Annotated in this window: 17 protein-coding genes; 4 read left to right on the top strand and 13 right to left on the bottom strand. The window is 66.1% G+C overall.

Annotation, left to right across the window (positions count from 1 at the left end):
• Positions 1–45: 45 nt before the first annotated feature.
• Positions 46–2253 carry a DUF305 domain-containing protein gene (locus tag K3172_RS00705; RefSeq protein ID WP_221586570.1) on the top strand — a complete coding sequence of 736 codons (2208 nt, stop codon included), beginning with the start codon at positions 46–48 and terminating at the stop codon, positions 2251–2253.
• A 171-nt stretch (positions 2254–2424) separates the two neighbouring features.
• Here the strand turns inward: K3172_RS00705 and K3172_RS00700 are convergent, their stop codons facing one another.
• Positions 2425–2994 (bottom strand): hypothetical protein, encoded by a 570-nt coding sequence (locus K3172_RS00700; protein WP_221586569.1) that lies wholly within the window; start codon positions 2992–2994, stop codon positions 2425–2427.
• Between the two features lie 167 nt (positions 2995–3161).
• Here K3172_RS00700 and K3172_RS00695 point away from each other — a divergent pair, with 167 nt between their 5' ends.
• Positions 3162–3473, top strand: coding sequence for a putative quinol monooxygenase (locus K3172_RS00695; RefSeq protein WP_221586568.1), 312 nt, complete (start codon positions 3162–3164; stop codon positions 3471–3473).
• 9 nt (positions 3474–3482) lie between these two features.
• Here K3172_RS00695 and K3172_RS00690 read toward each other — a convergent pair whose 3' ends face one another.
• Entirely contained in the window at positions 3483–3908 is a 426-nt protein-coding gene (locus tag K3172_RS00690) for a PaaI family thioesterase (protein ID WP_221586567.1), read from the bottom strand.
• A 61-nt stretch (positions 3909–3969) separates the two neighbouring features.
• Between K3172_RS00690 and K3172_RS00685 the strand changes: the two genes are divergently transcribed.
• Positions 3970–4659, top strand: a complete 690-nt coding sequence (locus K3172_RS00685; RefSeq protein ID WP_221586566.1) for a helix-turn-helix transcriptional regulator — start codon at positions 3970–3972, stop codon at positions 4657–4659.
• A 139-nt stretch (positions 4660–4798) separates the two neighbouring features.
• Here K3172_RS00685 and groL read toward each other — a convergent pair whose 3' ends face one another.
• From groL to K3172_RS15610, 10 genes are all read right to left on the bottom strand, one after another.
• Positions 4799–6445: a chaperonin GroEL gene (gene groL / locus K3172_RS00680; protein ID WP_221586565.1), complete on the bottom strand. Its 1647-nt coding sequence runs from the start codon at positions 6443–6445 to the stop codon at positions 4799–4801.
• Positions 6446–6498: 53 nt separating this feature from the next.
• Positions 6499–6786: a co-chaperone GroES gene (groES, locus tag K3172_RS00675; RefSeq protein ID WP_221586564.1), complete on the bottom strand. Its 288-nt coding sequence runs from the start codon at positions 6784–6786 to the stop codon at positions 6499–6501.
• Between the two features lie 148 nt (positions 6787–6934).
• Positions 6935–8350: an MATE family efflux transporter gene (locus K3172_RS00670; RefSeq protein ID WP_221586563.1), complete on the bottom strand. Its 1416-nt coding sequence runs from the start codon at positions 8348–8350 to the stop codon at positions 6935–6937.
• Positions 8351–8561: 211 nt separating this feature from the next.
• Positions 8562–8939 (bottom strand): 50S ribosomal protein L7/L12, encoded by a 378-nt coding sequence (rplL, locus tag K3172_RS00665; RefSeq protein WP_160608832.1) that lies wholly within the window; start codon positions 8937–8939, stop codon positions 8562–8564.
• An 81-nt stretch (positions 8940–9020) separates the two neighbouring features.
• A complete protein-coding gene (gene rplJ / locus K3172_RS00660) occupies positions 9021–9536 on the bottom strand; it encodes a 50S ribosomal protein L10 (RefSeq protein ID WP_221586562.1) in 516 nt (171 codons plus the stop codon).
• Between the two features lie 387 nt (positions 9537–9923).
• The gene (locus K3172_RS00655) at positions 9924–10163 is read right to left on the bottom strand and encodes a hypothetical protein (protein WP_221586561.1); all 240 of its coding nucleotides are present in this window, start codon (positions 10161–10163) and stop codon (positions 9924–9926) included.
• Between the two features lie 177 nt (positions 10164–10340).
• Positions 10341–11426, bottom strand: a complete 1086-nt coding sequence (locus K3172_RS00650) for a type 1 glutamine amidotransferase domain-containing protein (protein WP_221586560.1) — start codon at positions 11424–11426, stop codon at positions 10341–10343.
• Positions 11427–11518: 92 nt separating this feature from the next.
• Positions 11519–11743 (bottom strand): helix-turn-helix domain-containing protein, encoded by a 225-nt coding sequence (locus tag K3172_RS00645; RefSeq protein WP_221586559.1) that lies wholly within the window; start codon positions 11741–11743, stop codon positions 11519–11521.
• The gene (locus K3172_RS00640; RefSeq protein WP_221586558.1) at positions 11743–12294 is read right to left on the bottom strand and encodes a DUF2975 domain-containing protein; all 552 of its coding nucleotides are present in this window, start codon (positions 12292–12294) and stop codon (positions 11743–11745) included. The genes K3172_RS00645 and K3172_RS00640 overlap by 1 nt, the downstream gene beginning before the upstream one ends.
• Before the next feature lie 22 nt (positions 12295–12316).
• Positions 12317–12445, bottom strand: coding sequence for a hypothetical protein (locus tag K3172_RS15610; RefSeq protein ID WP_282098583.1), 129 nt, complete (start codon positions 12443–12445; stop codon positions 12317–12319).
• Positions 12446–12612: 167 nt separating this feature from the next.
• Here K3172_RS15610 and K3172_RS00635 point away from each other — a divergent pair, with 167 nt between their 5' ends.
• Positions 12613–13281 (top strand): DUF4956 domain-containing protein, encoded by a 669-nt coding sequence (locus tag K3172_RS00635; protein WP_221586557.1) that lies wholly within the window; start codon positions 12613–12615, stop codon positions 13279–13281.
• Here the strand turns inward: K3172_RS00635 and K3172_RS00630 are convergent.
• Positions 13278–14315 (bottom strand): hypothetical protein, encoded by a 1038-nt coding sequence (locus K3172_RS00630; RefSeq protein ID WP_221586556.1) that lies wholly within the window; start codon positions 14313–14315, stop codon positions 13278–13280. The genes K3172_RS00635 and K3172_RS00630 overlap by 4 nt on opposite strands.
• Positions 14316–14356: the final 41 nt, after the last annotated feature.

The raw sequence follows: 14356 nt of genomic DNA, 5'->3' as shown, positions 1-14356 counted from the left end.
GCGCGGCGGCTTATGCGCCCACTGCACTATCGGGGACTGCACACAATGACGAACACGCTGCGGGCGCTCTGCGCCGGTTTCCTCCTTTCGACCTCTTCGCTCGCCATCGCCCAGGAGGCGCCGATCGTGCTGCCGGGCGCGCCGGGCGAGGCGCCCCGCGTGATCGACCGGGACGCGGCGATTGCGCTGTCGAACACCGCCTACTCGCCCGCCGACGTGGCCTTCATGCAAGGCATGATCGTCCACCACCGCCAGGCGGTCGCGATGGCCGACCTCGTCGAGGGGCGCACGAATAACGACGCGATCGTCAAGATCGCCGAGCGGATCGATGCGAGCCAGAAGGACGAGATCGGCTTCATGACGAAGTGGCTCGAGGATCGCGGCGAGAAGCTGGAGGGCGATCATGCCATGCACATGGGCCACGGCGCGCACAGCCTGATGAAGGGCATGGCGACGCCGAGCCAGATGGACGCGCTGGCCGCGGCCAACGGCACCGAGTTCGACCGGCTGTTCCTCAAGCTGATGACCGCCCACCACCTCGGCGCGGTCGATATGGTGGACGACCTGCACAAGGTGCCGGGCAGCGCCTACGAGCCGGTGATGTTCGAATTCACCAACGAGGTGGTGACCGAGCAGAAGGCCGAGATCGACCGCATGAACTCCGTCGCCGCCCGTCTCTCGACCGATCCGCGCGCCACGCTGGCTGCGGGCTTCCGCGATGCCGGAGAGGCCATCGCCAACCTCCGCCTCGTCACCACCATGGGCAAGCCCGCGGGCTTCTACGATCCGGCCAATCCGGCGCAATTGCAGCCCGTGAAGGAGCAGAAGGACAAGGACGAGGCCGACAAGAAGGGCGCCGACAAGAAGGGCGAGGAGGGCGAGGAGGCCAAGCCCGAATTTGGCGAACGCGGCTCGCTGCTCGATTTCGCCAACACCGACATCGCCTTCTCGGGCGACCTGATGGTGGCGGGCAATTACCACGGCTTCAACGCCTACCGCCTCGGCGCGGACGGCGTGCCGTCGCTGGTCAGCTCGACCGTCTGCCCCGGCGGGCAGGGCGACGTTTCGATCGCGGGCAATATCCTCGTCATGAGCGTGCAGGACAGCCGCGCGCGGATCGACTGCGGCCTGCAGGGCGTCAACGGCCGGGTCAGCGAGGACCGCTTCCGCGGCATCCGCATCTTCGACATCTCCGACATCACCCGCCCGCGCCAGATCGGCCAGGTCCAGACCTGCCGCGGGAGCCACACGCACTCGATCGTCAGCGCCGATGCCGACCGGCTGATCGTCTACAATTCGGGCACCAGCTACGTCCGCGACGAGGACGAGCTGGCCGGCTGCTACAACGTGGGCGGGGACAACACCGCCCTGTTCAGCATCGACGTGATCGAGATCCCGCTGGCCGATGCGTCGAAGGCCCGCATCGTCGACCGCCCTCGCGTCTTCGCCAAGGACGGCGAGATCGCGGGCCTGTGGCGCGGCGGCGACCATGGCGAGGGCACGCAGGACACCGAAGTGACCGACATGTGCCACGACATCACCGTCTTCCCCTCGAAGAAGATCGCCGCCGGGGCCTGTTCGGGCAATGGCATCATCCTCGACATCAGCGACCCGATGAAGCCGGTCCGCATCGACGACGTGACCGACAAGGGCTTCGCCTACTGGCACTCGGCGACCTTCAACAACGACGGCACCAAGGTGCTGTTCACCGACGAATGGGGCGGCGGCGGGCGGCCGCGCTGCCAGGCGGGCGACCCGATGAACTGGGGCGCCAACGCCTTCTACGCCATCGTCGACGGCAAGCTGCAGTACCGCGGCATGTACAAGCTGCCCGCACCGCAGGGCGACAAGGAGAACTGCGTCGCCCACAACGGCTCGATCATCCCCGTCCCGGGCCGCGATATCTTCGTCCAGGCCTGGTACCAAGGCGGCATCAGCGTGATCGACTTCACCGATGCGACCAAGCCGTTCGAGATCGCCTATTTCGACCGCGGCCCGATCGACAAGGACCAGCTGGTCACCGGCGGCTACTGGTCGGCCTACTGGTACAAGGGCCGCATCTACGCGACCGAGATCAGCCGCGGGCTCGACGTCTTCGCGCTCGAGCCGAGCGAGTTCCTCACAGCAGAAGAGATCGCAGCGGCCGAAGCCGCGATCTACCCGGGCGACGTGTTCAACCCGCAGACCCAGTCGCAGGTGACCTGGCCTGCCGAAGTGGTCGCCGCGGCGGAGAACAGCCGCAAGGGCGGCTGACCCGCTGCGAGGGCGACAAGGCGACAAAGGCGACTCGGTGTCGCCTTTACCTTGTGACCTATAAGTCTATGGTAATGTAAGGGAAATTTCCGGCCGGAGGCGTGAAGGCGACACTCGGGCCGGTTCTGCGAAAAAATCCGGCGCGGCCGCCCGAGTGGTGCGTCGCGCTGCTCATTCGGCGGTGCCGGAGTCGCCGTCATCCTCGCCCGGTTCCGGATCGCCCCAGGCGAAATCGCGCTCGTCCTCGAGGTCGCACCATTCGGCTGGGCCATTGGCGATCCGGTCGAGCAGGCGGGGCAGGCCGCGCTCGGCAAACTCGCGCTCCGGGCCGTGGATGTGCGCGGTCGAACGTTGCAGCGCGCCGGTAGCTAGCAGGGCGGTGGTCAGCCGCTCGTCGAACTTGCGCGATGTGCCGATCAGTTCGCCCTTCCAGTAATGCGGCACTTCGACGCCGTTGACCGCCCGCTCGATCGCCGCATCGAGCACCGTGTTGCGCGCATTGCGCAGCGCCAGCCGCCACGCCGCGCCGAACGGCTGGTCGTCGAGCCGTGCGCGCAGCTTGTAGGCCGATTGCCGCCCCATCCCGACACTGCGCGCCGCCGCCGCGACATTCTGGGTGGTCGCAAGCATGCGCAGGAAATCGACCTGCTTTTCGGTGGTCCAGCCATCGTACCGCGCGGCGCGGGTGGGGACGGTAGGAGTGAGGATGAGCGGTTCGCTCTGGGGGATATTGTGTGCCATATAGGTTCATAAGCACGCTATGGGGTTGTAGGAAAGGGGCCCTGAAACGAACCGGCATCAGGGCCTCCCTGTATCGGCATGGCTAGATATCGGTGGCGCCCGCACTCCTGACAGAAGGGTGTCAGGAGTGTCGAAGTACACCGCCTTTCATTCACAGGGAGAAACGCATGACGCACACTTTGGACAGCCAGCTGATCATGCTGGCGCGGATGGTACTAAAGCCGGGCAAGCGAGACGCCTTTCTCGCCTACACGGTCGAAAATCTGGCCATCAGCCGTTCGGCGGCGGGAAATATCGCCTTCGATATCCTGATCGATGAATCACGACCGGACGAGGTCACGTTTTACGAGGTCTGGGAAACGGTCGAAGCCCAGCAGGCCTATATGGCGTGGCGCATCGAACGCGGCGACCTGACCACCTTGATGTCCTACCTTGCGGGCCAACCCAGCTTCACCGCCTTGCGCCGGATTGCAGGCTAGGGCGGCGAGTCATTGGGTGATGACCTTCTCGATGGGCGCGAGCCGGACGCTGGCGTTGGCGCGCGCGACGGGTTCGCCATCGCCATCGGTGAGTATTCCTTCGATGAACCCGACGGCCTTGCCCAGCTTGACCACGCGCCCCACGCCCACGATCGCGCCGGGACGTGCCGGTGCGAGGAACTGGACGTGCAGATCGATGGTCGTCGGAAAGACGGCGGCGTCGGTCAGGATCATCACCGCCGGTCCCATGCAATCGTCGAGCATGGCGGCGAGGAACCCGCCCTGGACGTATCCTGCCGGATTGCAGAACTCGGGCCGCGCCGCGAATGCGATCCTGACCTCCCCCGCGGCAGGGTCTGCATCGAGAAGTTCGAAGCCGAGATGACGCGCGCAGGGCGGGGAGGGAAATCGATCAAGAACGCTCGCGATGGCCATGGTCTCTCCTTCGTGCCTGGATAGGCTGGCGCTCCTGACAGCTTGGTGTCAGTAGAATCGCATGCGCCGCGCCGAACGCCTGTTCCGTCTGGTCAGTGAATTGCGATCGCGCGGTGTGTGCCGGGCGCAGGATCTGGCCGACCATTTCGAGATCAGCGTCCGGACGGTCTATCGCGATATCGGCCACCTGCAGGGTTCAGGGCTCCCGATCGAGGGCGAGGCCGGGGTGGGATATATGCTGCGACCGGGTTTCGACCTGCCGGCCATGACCTTCACCTTCGACCAGATCGATGCACTGGCGCTCGGCCTGTCTTTCGTGGAAGCCGCCGGGGATACGGCGCTGGCCGACGCCGCCAGGGACGTGCGCGCCAAGATCGAGGCTTCGCTGCCCGATCCCGCCGACCGCCGACTGGGCAAGGCTCCGATCTTCGCGAGCCGCCGCGAGGGCCGGGCGCCGCTCATGGCGGGCACCGTCCGCCGCGCCATCCGCGACCGGGCCATCGTGCGCATCGCGTATCGCGATGCCGAGGGTGCGTTGTCCGAACGCACCGTCAGGCCACTGGCGATCTGGGCCTTCACCGATGGCTGGCTCTTCGCCGGCTGGTGCGAAATGCGCCGCGACTTCCGCGCCTTCCGCCTCGACAGGATCGCGTCGCTCGAACCGACAGGCAATCGCTTCGAAGAGGAGCCCGGCCGAAACCTGGAAGCCTATTTGCGGGACAGGATTCTCGTCGGAGGGCGTCGAGCCTAGGCCCGCGCGATGGCGGCAGGGTCAGGCCAGCGCCCGTGCCGGCAACTCCTCTCCACGCCCGCATCGGACATAAGAAAGGCCCGGCAGGATCGCTCCCGCCGGGCCTCTTTGCGTGTGGCTGTCGGCTGGTCGGTAGGGCTTAGAATCCCATGCCGCCCATACCGCCCATGCCACCCATGTCGGGCATGCCGGCGGCCGGCTTGTCTTCCGGCTTGTCGACGATGGCGGCTTCGGTGGTGATCAGCAGGCCGGCCACCGATGCGGCGTCCTGCAGCGCGGTGCGCACGACCTTGGTCGGGTCGATCACGCCGGCAGCCACGAGGTTTTCGTAGGTGTCGGTCTGGGCATTGAAGCCAAGCGTGTCGTCATTCGCATCGATCAGCTTGCCGGCAACCACGGCGCCGTCATGGCCCGCGTTGATCGCGATCTGGCGGACAGGTGCCTGCAGAGCACGGCGGACGATGTCGATGCCGCGGGTCTGGTCGTCGTTCGCGCCTTCGAGGCCGTTGAGGGCCTTGGTGGCGTAGAGCAGGGCGGTACCGCCGCCCGGGACGATGCCTTCTTCGACGGCTGCGCGGGTAGCGTGCAGCGCGTCGTCGACGCGATCCTTGCGCTCCTTGACTTCGACTTCGGTCGCACCGCCGACCTTGATCACGGCAACACCGCCGGCGAGCTTCGCCAGGCGTTCCTGCAGCTTTTCACGGTCGTAGTCCGACGAGGTGTTGTCGATCTGCGTGCGGATTTCCGAAACGCGGGCCTTGATGTCGCCCTCGTCACCGGCACCGTCGACGATCGTGGTGTTGTCCTTGTCGATGGTGACGCGCTTGGCCTGGCCGAGCATGCCCAGCGTGACGTTCTCGAGCTTGATGCCGAGGTCTTCGCTGATCATCTCGCCCTTGGTCAGGATCGCGATGTCCTGCAGCATGGCCTTGCGGCGATCGCCGAAGCCCGGAGCCTTGACCGCTGCGACCTTGAGGCCGCCGCGCAGCTTGTTGACCACGAGGGTGGCCAGCGCTTCGCCTTCGATGTCTTCCGCGATGATCAGCAGCGGACGGCCCGACTGGACAGCCGCTTCGAGCACCGGCAGCATCGCCTGCAGGTTCGACAGCTTCTTCTCGTGGATCAGGATGTACGGGTTTTCGAGTTCGACCGTCATCTTTTCCGGGTTGGTGATGAAGTAGGGGCTGAGGTAGCCGCGGTCGAACTGCATGCCTTCGACGGTTTCGAGCTCGAATTCGAGGCCCTTGCTCTCGTCGACGGTAATCACGCCTTCCTTGCCGACCTTGTCCATGGCTTCGGCGATCTTCTCGCCGACTTCACGGTCGCCATTGGCCGAGATGATGCCGACCTGGGCGATCTCCTGGCTGCCCGACACGTCCTTCGAACGCGCCTTGAGGTCTTCGACGACCTTGGTCACGGCGAGGTCGATGCCGCGCTTGAGGTCCATCGGGTTCATGCCCGCTGCGACCGACTTCATGCCTTCGGTCACGATCGACTGGGCGAGCACGGTGGCGGTGGTGGTGCCGTCACCAGCGGCGTCGTTCGCCTTCGATGCGACTTCCTTGATCATCTGCGCGCCCATGTTCTCGAACTTGTCCTTCAGTTCGATTTCCTTGGCGACGCTGACGCCGTCCTTGGTGATGCGGGGTGCGCCGAAGCTCTTGTCGATCACGACGTTGCGGCCCTTGGGGCCCAGCGTGACCTTGACGGCATTGGCGAGGATGTCGACGCCGCGCAGGATGCCTTCGCGCGCGTCGCGGCCGAACTTTACGTCCTTGGCTGCCATGGGTGTTTCTCCTGAAATAGGTTTCTAGTGTCTGGAAGCGATGCGGATCCGGCTCAGCCGATGATCCCCATGATGTCGCTTTCCTTCATGATCAGCAGGTCTTCGCCGTCGATCTTCACTTCGGTGCCCGACCACTTGCCGAACAACACGCGGTCGCCCGCCTTGACGTCGAGCGGGGTGACGCTGCCGTCTTCGGCCTTGGCGCCGTTACCGACGGCGACGATCTCGCCCTCGCTCGGCTTTTCCTTGGCGCTGTCGGGAATGATGATCCCGCCGGCGGTCTTTTCTTCGGCTTCGATGCGACGGACCAGAACGCGGTCGTGCAGTGGACGAAATGCCATGGTGTGACCTCTCTCTTGCATAGAGTGTGAAACAGGTGTTGGCACTCACTCGGTGAGAGTGCCAGCGCGGCGCATTTGGGGGTGCGCCTTTCCCGAGTCAACGGGTCGGGCGGGAAAAAATTGCGCGGCTTTCGGTGAGGCGTGGCGCTTACTGGACGGCGCGATGCGCGCCCGTCAGCGCCAGCCGGTCGCGGCGTGACCAGCGCCAGGTCAGCAGGAAGGCCGAGAACACGAGCCCGGTGGCGAGCCCGATCCACACGCCGGTCCCTTCGAGCGGCGTATGGAAGCCGAGCCAGAGCGAGGTACCGAGGCCCGGGACCCAGTAGCTGAAGACCGCGATGAGCATCGGCACGCGCGTATCCTGCAATCCGCGCAAGGCGCCTGCCGCCACCGCCTGCACCCCGTCGAACAGCTGGAACGCCGCCGCGACGACCATGTACTGCACCGCAAAGCCGACCATGGCGGCATTCTCCGGCGCCGCCGGGTCGACATAGATGCGCAGCAGCAGCGTCGGGGCGAGGATCATCAGCGCGGCGGTGAGGCACATGAAGCTCGCGCCCATCACGATGCCCGCCCAGCCTGCGCGCGCGATCGCGCCAACATTGCCCGCGCCATAATGATAGCCGACGCGGATCGTCGCGGCCTGCCCGACGCCGAAGGGAATCTGGAAGGCGAGCGAGGCCACCTGCAGCGCGACCGTGTGGCCCGCCAGTTCGGAGGCACCGATATTGCCCATCAGCAAGGCGGCGGCACTGAATAGCCCGGCCTCGGCGATAATGATCACCATGACCGGCGTGCCCAGCCGCACGAGCTCGCGGAAACGGTCCCATTCGGGCCGCCACCAGTTGCCGAAGATGCGATAGCGGCGCAGGCGCCGGTCCCACAGGATCGCGACGACATAGCTAGCGAGCTGGACCAGTGCGGTCAGCACGCTCGCCAGCGCCGAACCTTCGAGGCCCAGCGCGGGCGCACCGAGATTGCCGAAGACGAAAGCGTAATTGCCCAGCAGGCTGGCAGCCAGCGCCACGCCGGTGATGGCGGTGGCGAAGACCGGCCGGCCCAGTGCCGAGACGAAATTGCGCAGCACGGCCGAGGCGATCATCGGGACCATGGCCCACATGATGATCCGCAGGAAATCGCCCGCCCGGCGTGCCAGTTCGGGTTCCTGCCCGGTGGCCAGCATGATCTGCTCACCCTGCCAGCACAGGGCCATGCCGACCAGGCCGGTGAGTACTGCCAGCCACAGGCCCATGCGCACCGAGCGGCGCACTTCGCGCACCGCGTGGCGCCTGCGCCCCAGTTCCTCTGCGATCAGCGCGGCGACCATGCCGGTGAGGCCCGAAAAGGCCCAGAGCAGCAGTCCGAACAGCGCGATTCCGAGCGCCGAGGCGGCGAGCTCGCGCTCGCCCAGCCGGGCGACGAACACCACGTCGACCGCATGGACCAGCATCTGCAAAAGGTTGGCGAGCGCCAGCGGCCAGGCGAGCCTGAAGGTCGCGGCGATTTCGTCGCGCCAGCCGTCGCTGCCGAGGGGCAGGGGCTCCGGGGCGTGGTCATGCGTCATGGCAAGCCGGCCCGGATAGGCGCGGTGCCGGCGGCGCTCAAACGCTATGCGCCGGTGCCGGCAAGATTATGCGGCACCTGCGCCCTGCGCGTCACACCGGGAGCGGGCTCGCCTGACGCAAAAAGGGCGGCGCCTCGCGGCACCGCCCTTTCGTGATCAGCAAAAGCTGTTCGAAGCGTAAGCTGATCCCCGCTTGCGCGAGGACATGCGCTTACTTCAGTTCGACGGTACCGCCGGCTGCTTCGATCTTCGCCTTGACTTCTTCGGCTTCGGCCTTGTTCACGCCTTCCTTGAGCGCCTTCGGGGCGCCTTCGACGAGAGCCTTGGCTTCGGTCAGGCCCAGGCCGGTGATGGCGCGGACTTCCTTGATGACCTGGATCTTCTTGCCACCGTCGCCGGTGAGAATGACGTCGAATTCGTCCTTCTCTTCAGCAGCGGCACCAGCGTCGCCACCGCCGGCAGGCGCAGCAACGGCAACAGCAGCGGCGGCGCTGACGCCCCACTCTTCTTCGAGCGCCTTGGCAAGCTCAGCGGCTTCCATGACGGTCAGCTTCGACAGTTCTTCAACAAGCTTGGCGATATCGGCCATGATGTTTCACTCCAAATAATAGGCCGGGGTGCCGGAAAGGCTCTGCCCCGATGAATATGTGTTCTGTGCGAGAACCAGCTCTTACGCGGCTTCCGTGGCGGCATATGCGCCGAAGACACGAGCGAGCTTGCTTGCGGGTGCGTTGACGAGCTGGACAACCTTGGTTGCCGGCGCGTTGACGAGGCCCACGATCTTGCCACGCAGTTCGTCGAGGCTGGGCATCGAGGCGAGTGCCTTGACCCCTGCTTCGTCGAGCACGGTCGCTCCCATGGAGCCGCCGACGATTTCGAGCTTGTCGTTCGTCTTGGCGAAATCCACTGCCACCTTGGCTGCCGCAACCGGGTCTTCGCTGTATGCGAGGCCGGTCGGGCCCGTCAGGTGGTCGGCGATACCGGTGTAGTCGGTACCGTCGAGAGCGAGCTTGGCGAGACGGTTCTTCGCAACCTGGTAGGACGCACCGGCTTCACGCATCTTCGTCCGCAATTCGGTCGACTGGGCGACCGTAAGGCCCAGGTTGCGGGTCACGACGACCACGCCAGCCTGGTTGAAGACTTCGCTGAGCTGGGCGACCGAATCGGCTTTCTGCGAACGATCCATGCCATACTCCTTCACAATGGCCGGACGGGATGGCTCCCGAGCGGCCGGCTACGTTTGTCCATGCCGAACAATCGACACGGGCGGGTCCGTTGAGGGGGAAGGAGGTGCGCCACCATCGGAAATGGGAACCGGCGCGAAGCTGGCAGGCTTGCGGCCGGCCGGAAAATCTCTGTTCCCCGTCTAGGCTGGAAATTAAGACCGGCAGATCCCGGTCACCAACTGTCTCGGACGGATGACCGCCGGAGCGGTCGGGCGCGCATATAGCCGGTTTCGCCGCGGAGTCAAGCTCGGGCGGCGAAACCCGGAAACGAAAGAGGCCCGCCCCCGCAGGGACGAGCCTCTCGACAATCCGTCTGGCCGACGCCGGAGCGCCGGACCTAAAAGGGATTATTCAGCAGCCGGAGCTTCTTCAGCCGGAGCGGCTTCGTCAGCCGGAGCGGCTTCCATGCCAGCTTCAGCAGCCGGGGTTTCGGTTGCCATCGGGTCGACAGCCGGAGCGGTTTCTTCAACGACCGGAGCTTCCATCGCTGCGGTGTCTTCGGCCGGAGCTTCTTCGGCAGCCTGTTCACCGCAAGCGGCGAGGGTCAGCGCGAACGGAAGTGCGGCAACGAGGGCGATCTTCTTCATGGGTATATGTTCCTGGCGCCATGATTGGCGTGGACATAAAATAGCCTTATTTTCGCCCGCGAAAAGACACATTTTGCATCGCGGCGAAAAAAATTGCGGAACGCCCCTGCACCAGCACCTTGCGCGTTGGCGCCAGGCGTTCTCCTCCGTCGAACCGCGGTCTTGCCGCCGCCCCTGTCACTGCCCGTTGGCGACGAGTCGGGCGCGCGCATCGGCGATCGCCGCCTGGAGTTGCGGCTCGGGGAAATGAGGCAGCGCCAGTTCCATGATGCGCAGCGCCGGTGCCAGCATCGCCCGATTCTCCCCCGCCTCGAGCGCGCGGTAATAGCCCCAGATCGCGACCAGCGGTACATCGATGTCCGCACCCTTGTCGGCAAGGGCGGCCACCAGCGGTCCCTCGTCGCCCTCCAGCGCGCGGGCGACCAGCATCACGCTGCGCTCGTCCGCCCAGGGCTCGCGGGAGACCGGGGCCTTGCCCATCACGCGCACCACCGCCTCGCTCGCCCTGCCGACCGAGAACGGGTTCTGGCCCGTGACGAGCCGGTCATCGATCTCCACATGCGGCAGCATCATGGGCGCTTCGCCGAAGCGGGCGCCGCTCGCGCGCAGTTCGCTTTCCAGCAGGAAGGGGAATTGCTTGACCCAGCGCTTGCCGAACAGGGCCTCTTCCTCGTCGGTGAAGCCGGCAAGCTGGCGACCTGCGGCCCACGGCGTGCCGTCCTCGCGCAGCATGCGCGCAAACACCGCCGGTCCGTGGCATACCGCCGCAATCACGCCGCCGCGGTTTTCGAGGGTGGCGAGCAACCCGTGCAGGACCTGCGAGAAGGGCAGGTCGAACATGGCGCCCTTGCCGCCGATCACCATGATCGCGCCATAGGCCTCCGCCATGCCCGGATCGAGCCGCAGGGTCTGCGCCAGCTTCGCACTCGCCTCCGCGTCGGCGAGGAACGCCGCGTTGTAGGCCTTGGCCGGATCGAAACCGTCGGCCTCGACCGGTCCGCCGGCCGGACTGGCAATGTCGACCGCGAGGCCATTGGCCTTCAGGATCAGCCAGGCCTGCGCGAGCTCGTCCATCTCGAAGCCGGGCTGGCTCTGCCCCGCCTCCCCGCCCGTGCCCCGCCCGTGGCTGCTGACCACGAGCAGGACGCGCTGCGGCAGGGCGGCGACGGCCTCGGCGGGAGCGGGCGGGGTTGCGGCAGCCATGGCGGCGGGTGCGAGCAGGAGGCCGGCAGAGGCCAGGGCGAGAGAGATCTTGCGAAGCATGTCTTAGTCCTTTGCGATGGGCGCAGGTCACCCGCCGCCGCCTCTAGGGTGGCGTGGATTCCTGACCGTTTCTGGAAATCAGGCTTGCCGGGTCAGTCCGGCCGGTAGGCGAGCAGGTCGCCCGGCTGGCATTCCAGCTCACGGCAGATGGCCTCGAGCGTGGAGAAGCGGATCGCCTTGGCCTTGCCGGTCTTGAGGATCGACAGGTTGGCGAGCGTCAGGCCGACGCGATCCGCCAGTTCGGTCAGCGTCATCCGGCGCGCGTGGAGCAGGTCGTCGAGCTTGACCATGATTGCGGTTCCTTCATCTGCCGGCATCACACGGTCCCTTCGAGATCGTCGCGCATCGCGGCGCCGAGCTTGAACACGCGGGCAAGGATGAAGAGCACGATGACCATCAGGAAGCCGGTGAAGTCGACATCCGAGGTGAAGATAAGGCTCCCTTCGCCCAGATCGGCTACCCAGTCGGATACCGAGGCACCGATGGCGGCGATCGGTATGTCGATGAGCTGGACTGCGAGCAGCAGCCACGCCATCACGCCGAGCCTGGCGGCGTTGTCCGGCGCGAAAGGATCGCCGGCCCCGACGGTGCCGATGATCCGCCGCAGGTTCTCGAAGAACAGGAAGATCAGGATCACCGCGACCAGCGCGAGGGCCATGACGCCAACCATGGGGTAAACCGGCAGGTCGGCTGCCTGGGGCCCCAGGTTGTTGGCGAGTTCCGCGACGATCCGGTCGTGGAACAGGACAAGGGCCGGGATGGCGACGAGGAAGCCGATTCCGGCGATCGTCATCAGGATTTGCAGCAGGACCGTCAGGGCCTGTCCCGCCAGGAGCAGCGGATCGCGGAAGTGCTGAGCGGTGGTCATTTCTATCTCCCTCTCGTGCGGATCAGGCCAGCAGCAGGGGCTGGGCGACGGCGGCGCGATAGGGCGGCACGGCGACGATCGCCTGTATCGACACGAGCGTCATGAGGATCGCGGCGACGGCCGCGGCGCATTGGGCGGGGAAGCGGGGCATTTATCGATCTCCTTGTGGTCCGATATCGATAATCAATAAAGCGATTCGGCCTTATCGTCAATCGATAATATCGAATTTCGATATGGGTTACCGAGAACCCTGTCGATTGGCCGGATCTGGCTTTCGGGGTATGGTTGGGGCAACTGCCGCATCGGGAGGGAGGGCCCATGATCGTCCGCAGCCTGTTTCTACGCCTGACCGTGTTCTATGCGCTCGTCACCGGGCTGGTCGCCGCGGCGGTGACGCTGCGGCCCGAACTCGGCGACTTCCTGCCCATCGGCGGCGCGCAGACGCTGATCGCCGCGCCCGACGGCAACCCGCTCGAAGGCGTCGGTATCGGGGCGCGGCGGGTGGCCAATCTCGGCAGTTCGATCCTGTGGCTGTTCATCGCGGTGGGCGGCGCGCTGTGCACCACCTTGCCGGTCACCTGGACCTACATGGCGAGCCGCAACCGGGCGGAATACGACCAGGCGCTGGTCGAGACGATCATCGTCCTGCCGATCGCCGTGACCGCGATCGTGGTGATGGTCCACAATTCGCTCGCTCTGGCGTTCTCGCTGGCGGGGATCGTCGGCGGGGTGCGGTTTCGCAACACGCTCAAGAGTTCGGGCGATGCGATCTATATCCTGCTCGCGATCGGGATCGGGCTGGCCGCGGGAATCGGCGCGCTCGAGATCGCGCTCGTGATGACGGTGATGTTCAACTACGCCTTCGCACTGCTGTGGTCGGTCGATTACGGCGCGAAGGACGGCACCCACCGCTACCTGCGCCCGCAGGATGCGGCCGAGCCGGAAGACCTGCACGACCAGTCGGGCGAGGGGATCGGGACGCGCTAGCGGCAGGCCTTCAGCAGCTTGCGCTCAAGCGACGCATCGTCGGCGATGTCGCGGAAGAAACCCGCGAGGTAATCCAGCATCTCCTCGCGCGTCTTCGCATCGGCGAGTGGCGTTGCGCCAATTTCCGCCTCGAGCGCGGGGAGCAGCCGCCACAGCTGCTCGGCCTCCGCCGGGATCAAGTCGTTGACGGCGCAGAAGCCGCGGTAGACGCGCGTCCTGACCGAGACCGTGCCGAGCGCCGCGTTGGGCCGCGCGTATTCCGCATCGACCAGCCCGGCGCCGTCGAAATCATAGGGCACGGGCGTGAGACCCCCGGTCGCATCCTTGTCCGCGCCCAGCAGCTTGGTGTTGTGGCAGCAAGTCGCGCCTTCGGCCGCGAAGATCATCGCCCAGTCGGTGTTGCCGATCATGTACTGGAACAGCGCGAGCCGCGCCGCATCATTGCGGTCGAGCGCGGCCACGCGGATGTTGCCGAGATCGACCTCCTTCAGGCCGAGCCGCCGCGACGCATCGTCGGCATCCTCGATAAAGAAGGCCAGACGCTCGGCGACGACCTTGTCGCCATCGAGATAGGTCACGCGGGCAAGCCGCACCCTGAGGCTCTCGGGCGTGACGAGATTGTAGAGCCGGTAGGCGGTGTATTCGCGCAGCAGGGTCTGCTCCAGCTTGTCGGTATCGCGGCAGTGGGTGACCAGCTTGACGCTGCCCTGCCGGTGCATGATCGAGCCTTCGGGTGCCTTCTCCGCGGTGCGGATGCGGAGCGGCGGGAACTGGCAGTTCTCGCGCTTGCGTCGCGAGACGCCGCGTGCCGACAGTTCGATCGCGTGGGTCTCGCCCGCGATGGCCAGCGTCGCGGGATGGGGCTCGGTGGAGCGTTGCGCCCGGCTCGCGATCCTGCCGATCGGGCCGGTGAGCGTGACCTCGAGGATCGAATCATCCGCAAACAGCGCGGTCGCCTCGCCATCGCGCTCCTCGGCGCGCAGCGGCATCGTCCCAATCACGCAGACCAGGGCCAGGTACCAGAGCCACCGCATCGCCGTCTCCCTGCCTTTCGGACGCGAAGCTTATCACAAAG

It is taken from the genome of Qipengyuania proteolytica, from assembly GCF_019711565.1.
Taxonomy (GTDB): domain Bacteria; phylum Pseudomonadota; class Alphaproteobacteria; order Sphingomonadales; family Sphingomonadaceae; genus Qipengyuania; species Qipengyuania proteolytica.
The sequence above is the reverse complement of the archived record's forward strand: the minus strand, read 5'-3'. Positions and strand labels throughout refer to the sequence as shown.

Coding starts and splice junctions, on each gene's coding strand:
- K3172_RS00700 (WP_221586569.1), bottom strand. CDS start 2,994: ATGGCACACAATATCCCCCAGAGCGAACCGCTCATCCTCACTCCTACC.
- K3172_RS00640 (WP_221586558.1), bottom strand. CDS start 12,294: ATGACCACCGCTCAGCACTTCCGCGATCCGCTGCTCCTGGCGGGACAG.
- K3172_RS00705 (WP_221586570.1), top strand. CDS start 46: ATGACGAACACGCTGCGGGCGCTCTGCGCCGGTTTCCTCCTTTCGACC.
- K3172_RS00635 (WP_221586557.1), top strand. CDS start 12,613: ATGATCGTCCGCAGCCTGTTTCTACGCCTGACCGTGTTCTATGCGCTC.
- K3172_RS00630 (WP_221586556.1), bottom strand. CDS start 14,315: ATGCGGTGGCTCTGGTACCTGGCCCTGGTCTGCGTGATTGGGACGATG.
- groES (WP_221586564.1), bottom strand. CDS start 6,786: ATGGCATTTCGTCCACTGCACGACCGCGTTCTGGTCCGTCGCATCGAA.
- K3172_RS00670 (WP_221586563.1), bottom strand. CDS start 8,350: ATGACGCATGACCACGCCCCGGAGCCCCTGCCCCTCGGCAGCGACGGC.
- K3172_RS00690 (WP_221586567.1), bottom strand. CDS start 3,908: ATGGCCATCGCGAGCGTTCTTGATCGATTTCCCTCCCCGCCCTGCGCG.
- K3172_RS15610 (WP_282098583.1), bottom strand. CDS start 12,445: ATGCCCCGCTTCCCCGCCCAATGCGCCGCGGCCGTCGCCGCGATCCTC.
- groL (WP_221586565.1), bottom strand. CDS start 6,445: ATGGCAGCCAAGGACGTAAAGTTCGGCCGCGACGCGCGCGAAGGCATC.
- K3172_RS00650 (WP_221586560.1), bottom strand. CDS start 11,426: ATGCTTCGCAAGATCTCTCTCGCCCTGGCCTCTGCCGGCCTCCTGCTC.
- K3172_RS00685 (WP_221586566.1), top strand. CDS start 3,970: ATGCGCCGCGCCGAACGCCTGTTCCGTCTGGTCAGTGAATTGCGATCG.
- K3172_RS00655 (WP_221586561.1), bottom strand. CDS start 10,163: ATGAAGAAGATCGCCCTCGTTGCCGCACTTCCGTTCGCGCTGACCCTC.
- rplJ (WP_221586562.1), bottom strand. CDS start 9,536: ATGGATCGTTCGCAGAAAGCCGATTCGGTCGCCCAGCTCAGCGAAGTC.
- rplL (WP_160608832.1), bottom strand. CDS start 8,939: ATGGCCGATATCGCCAAGCTTGTTGAAGAACTGTCGAAGCTGACCGTC.
- K3172_RS00695 (WP_221586568.1), top strand. CDS start 3,162: ATGACGCACACTTTGGACAGCCAGCTGATCATGCTGGCGCGGATGGTA.
- K3172_RS00645 (WP_221586559.1), bottom strand. CDS start 11,743: ATGCCGGCAGATGAAGGAACCGCAATCATGGTCAAGCTCGACGACCTG.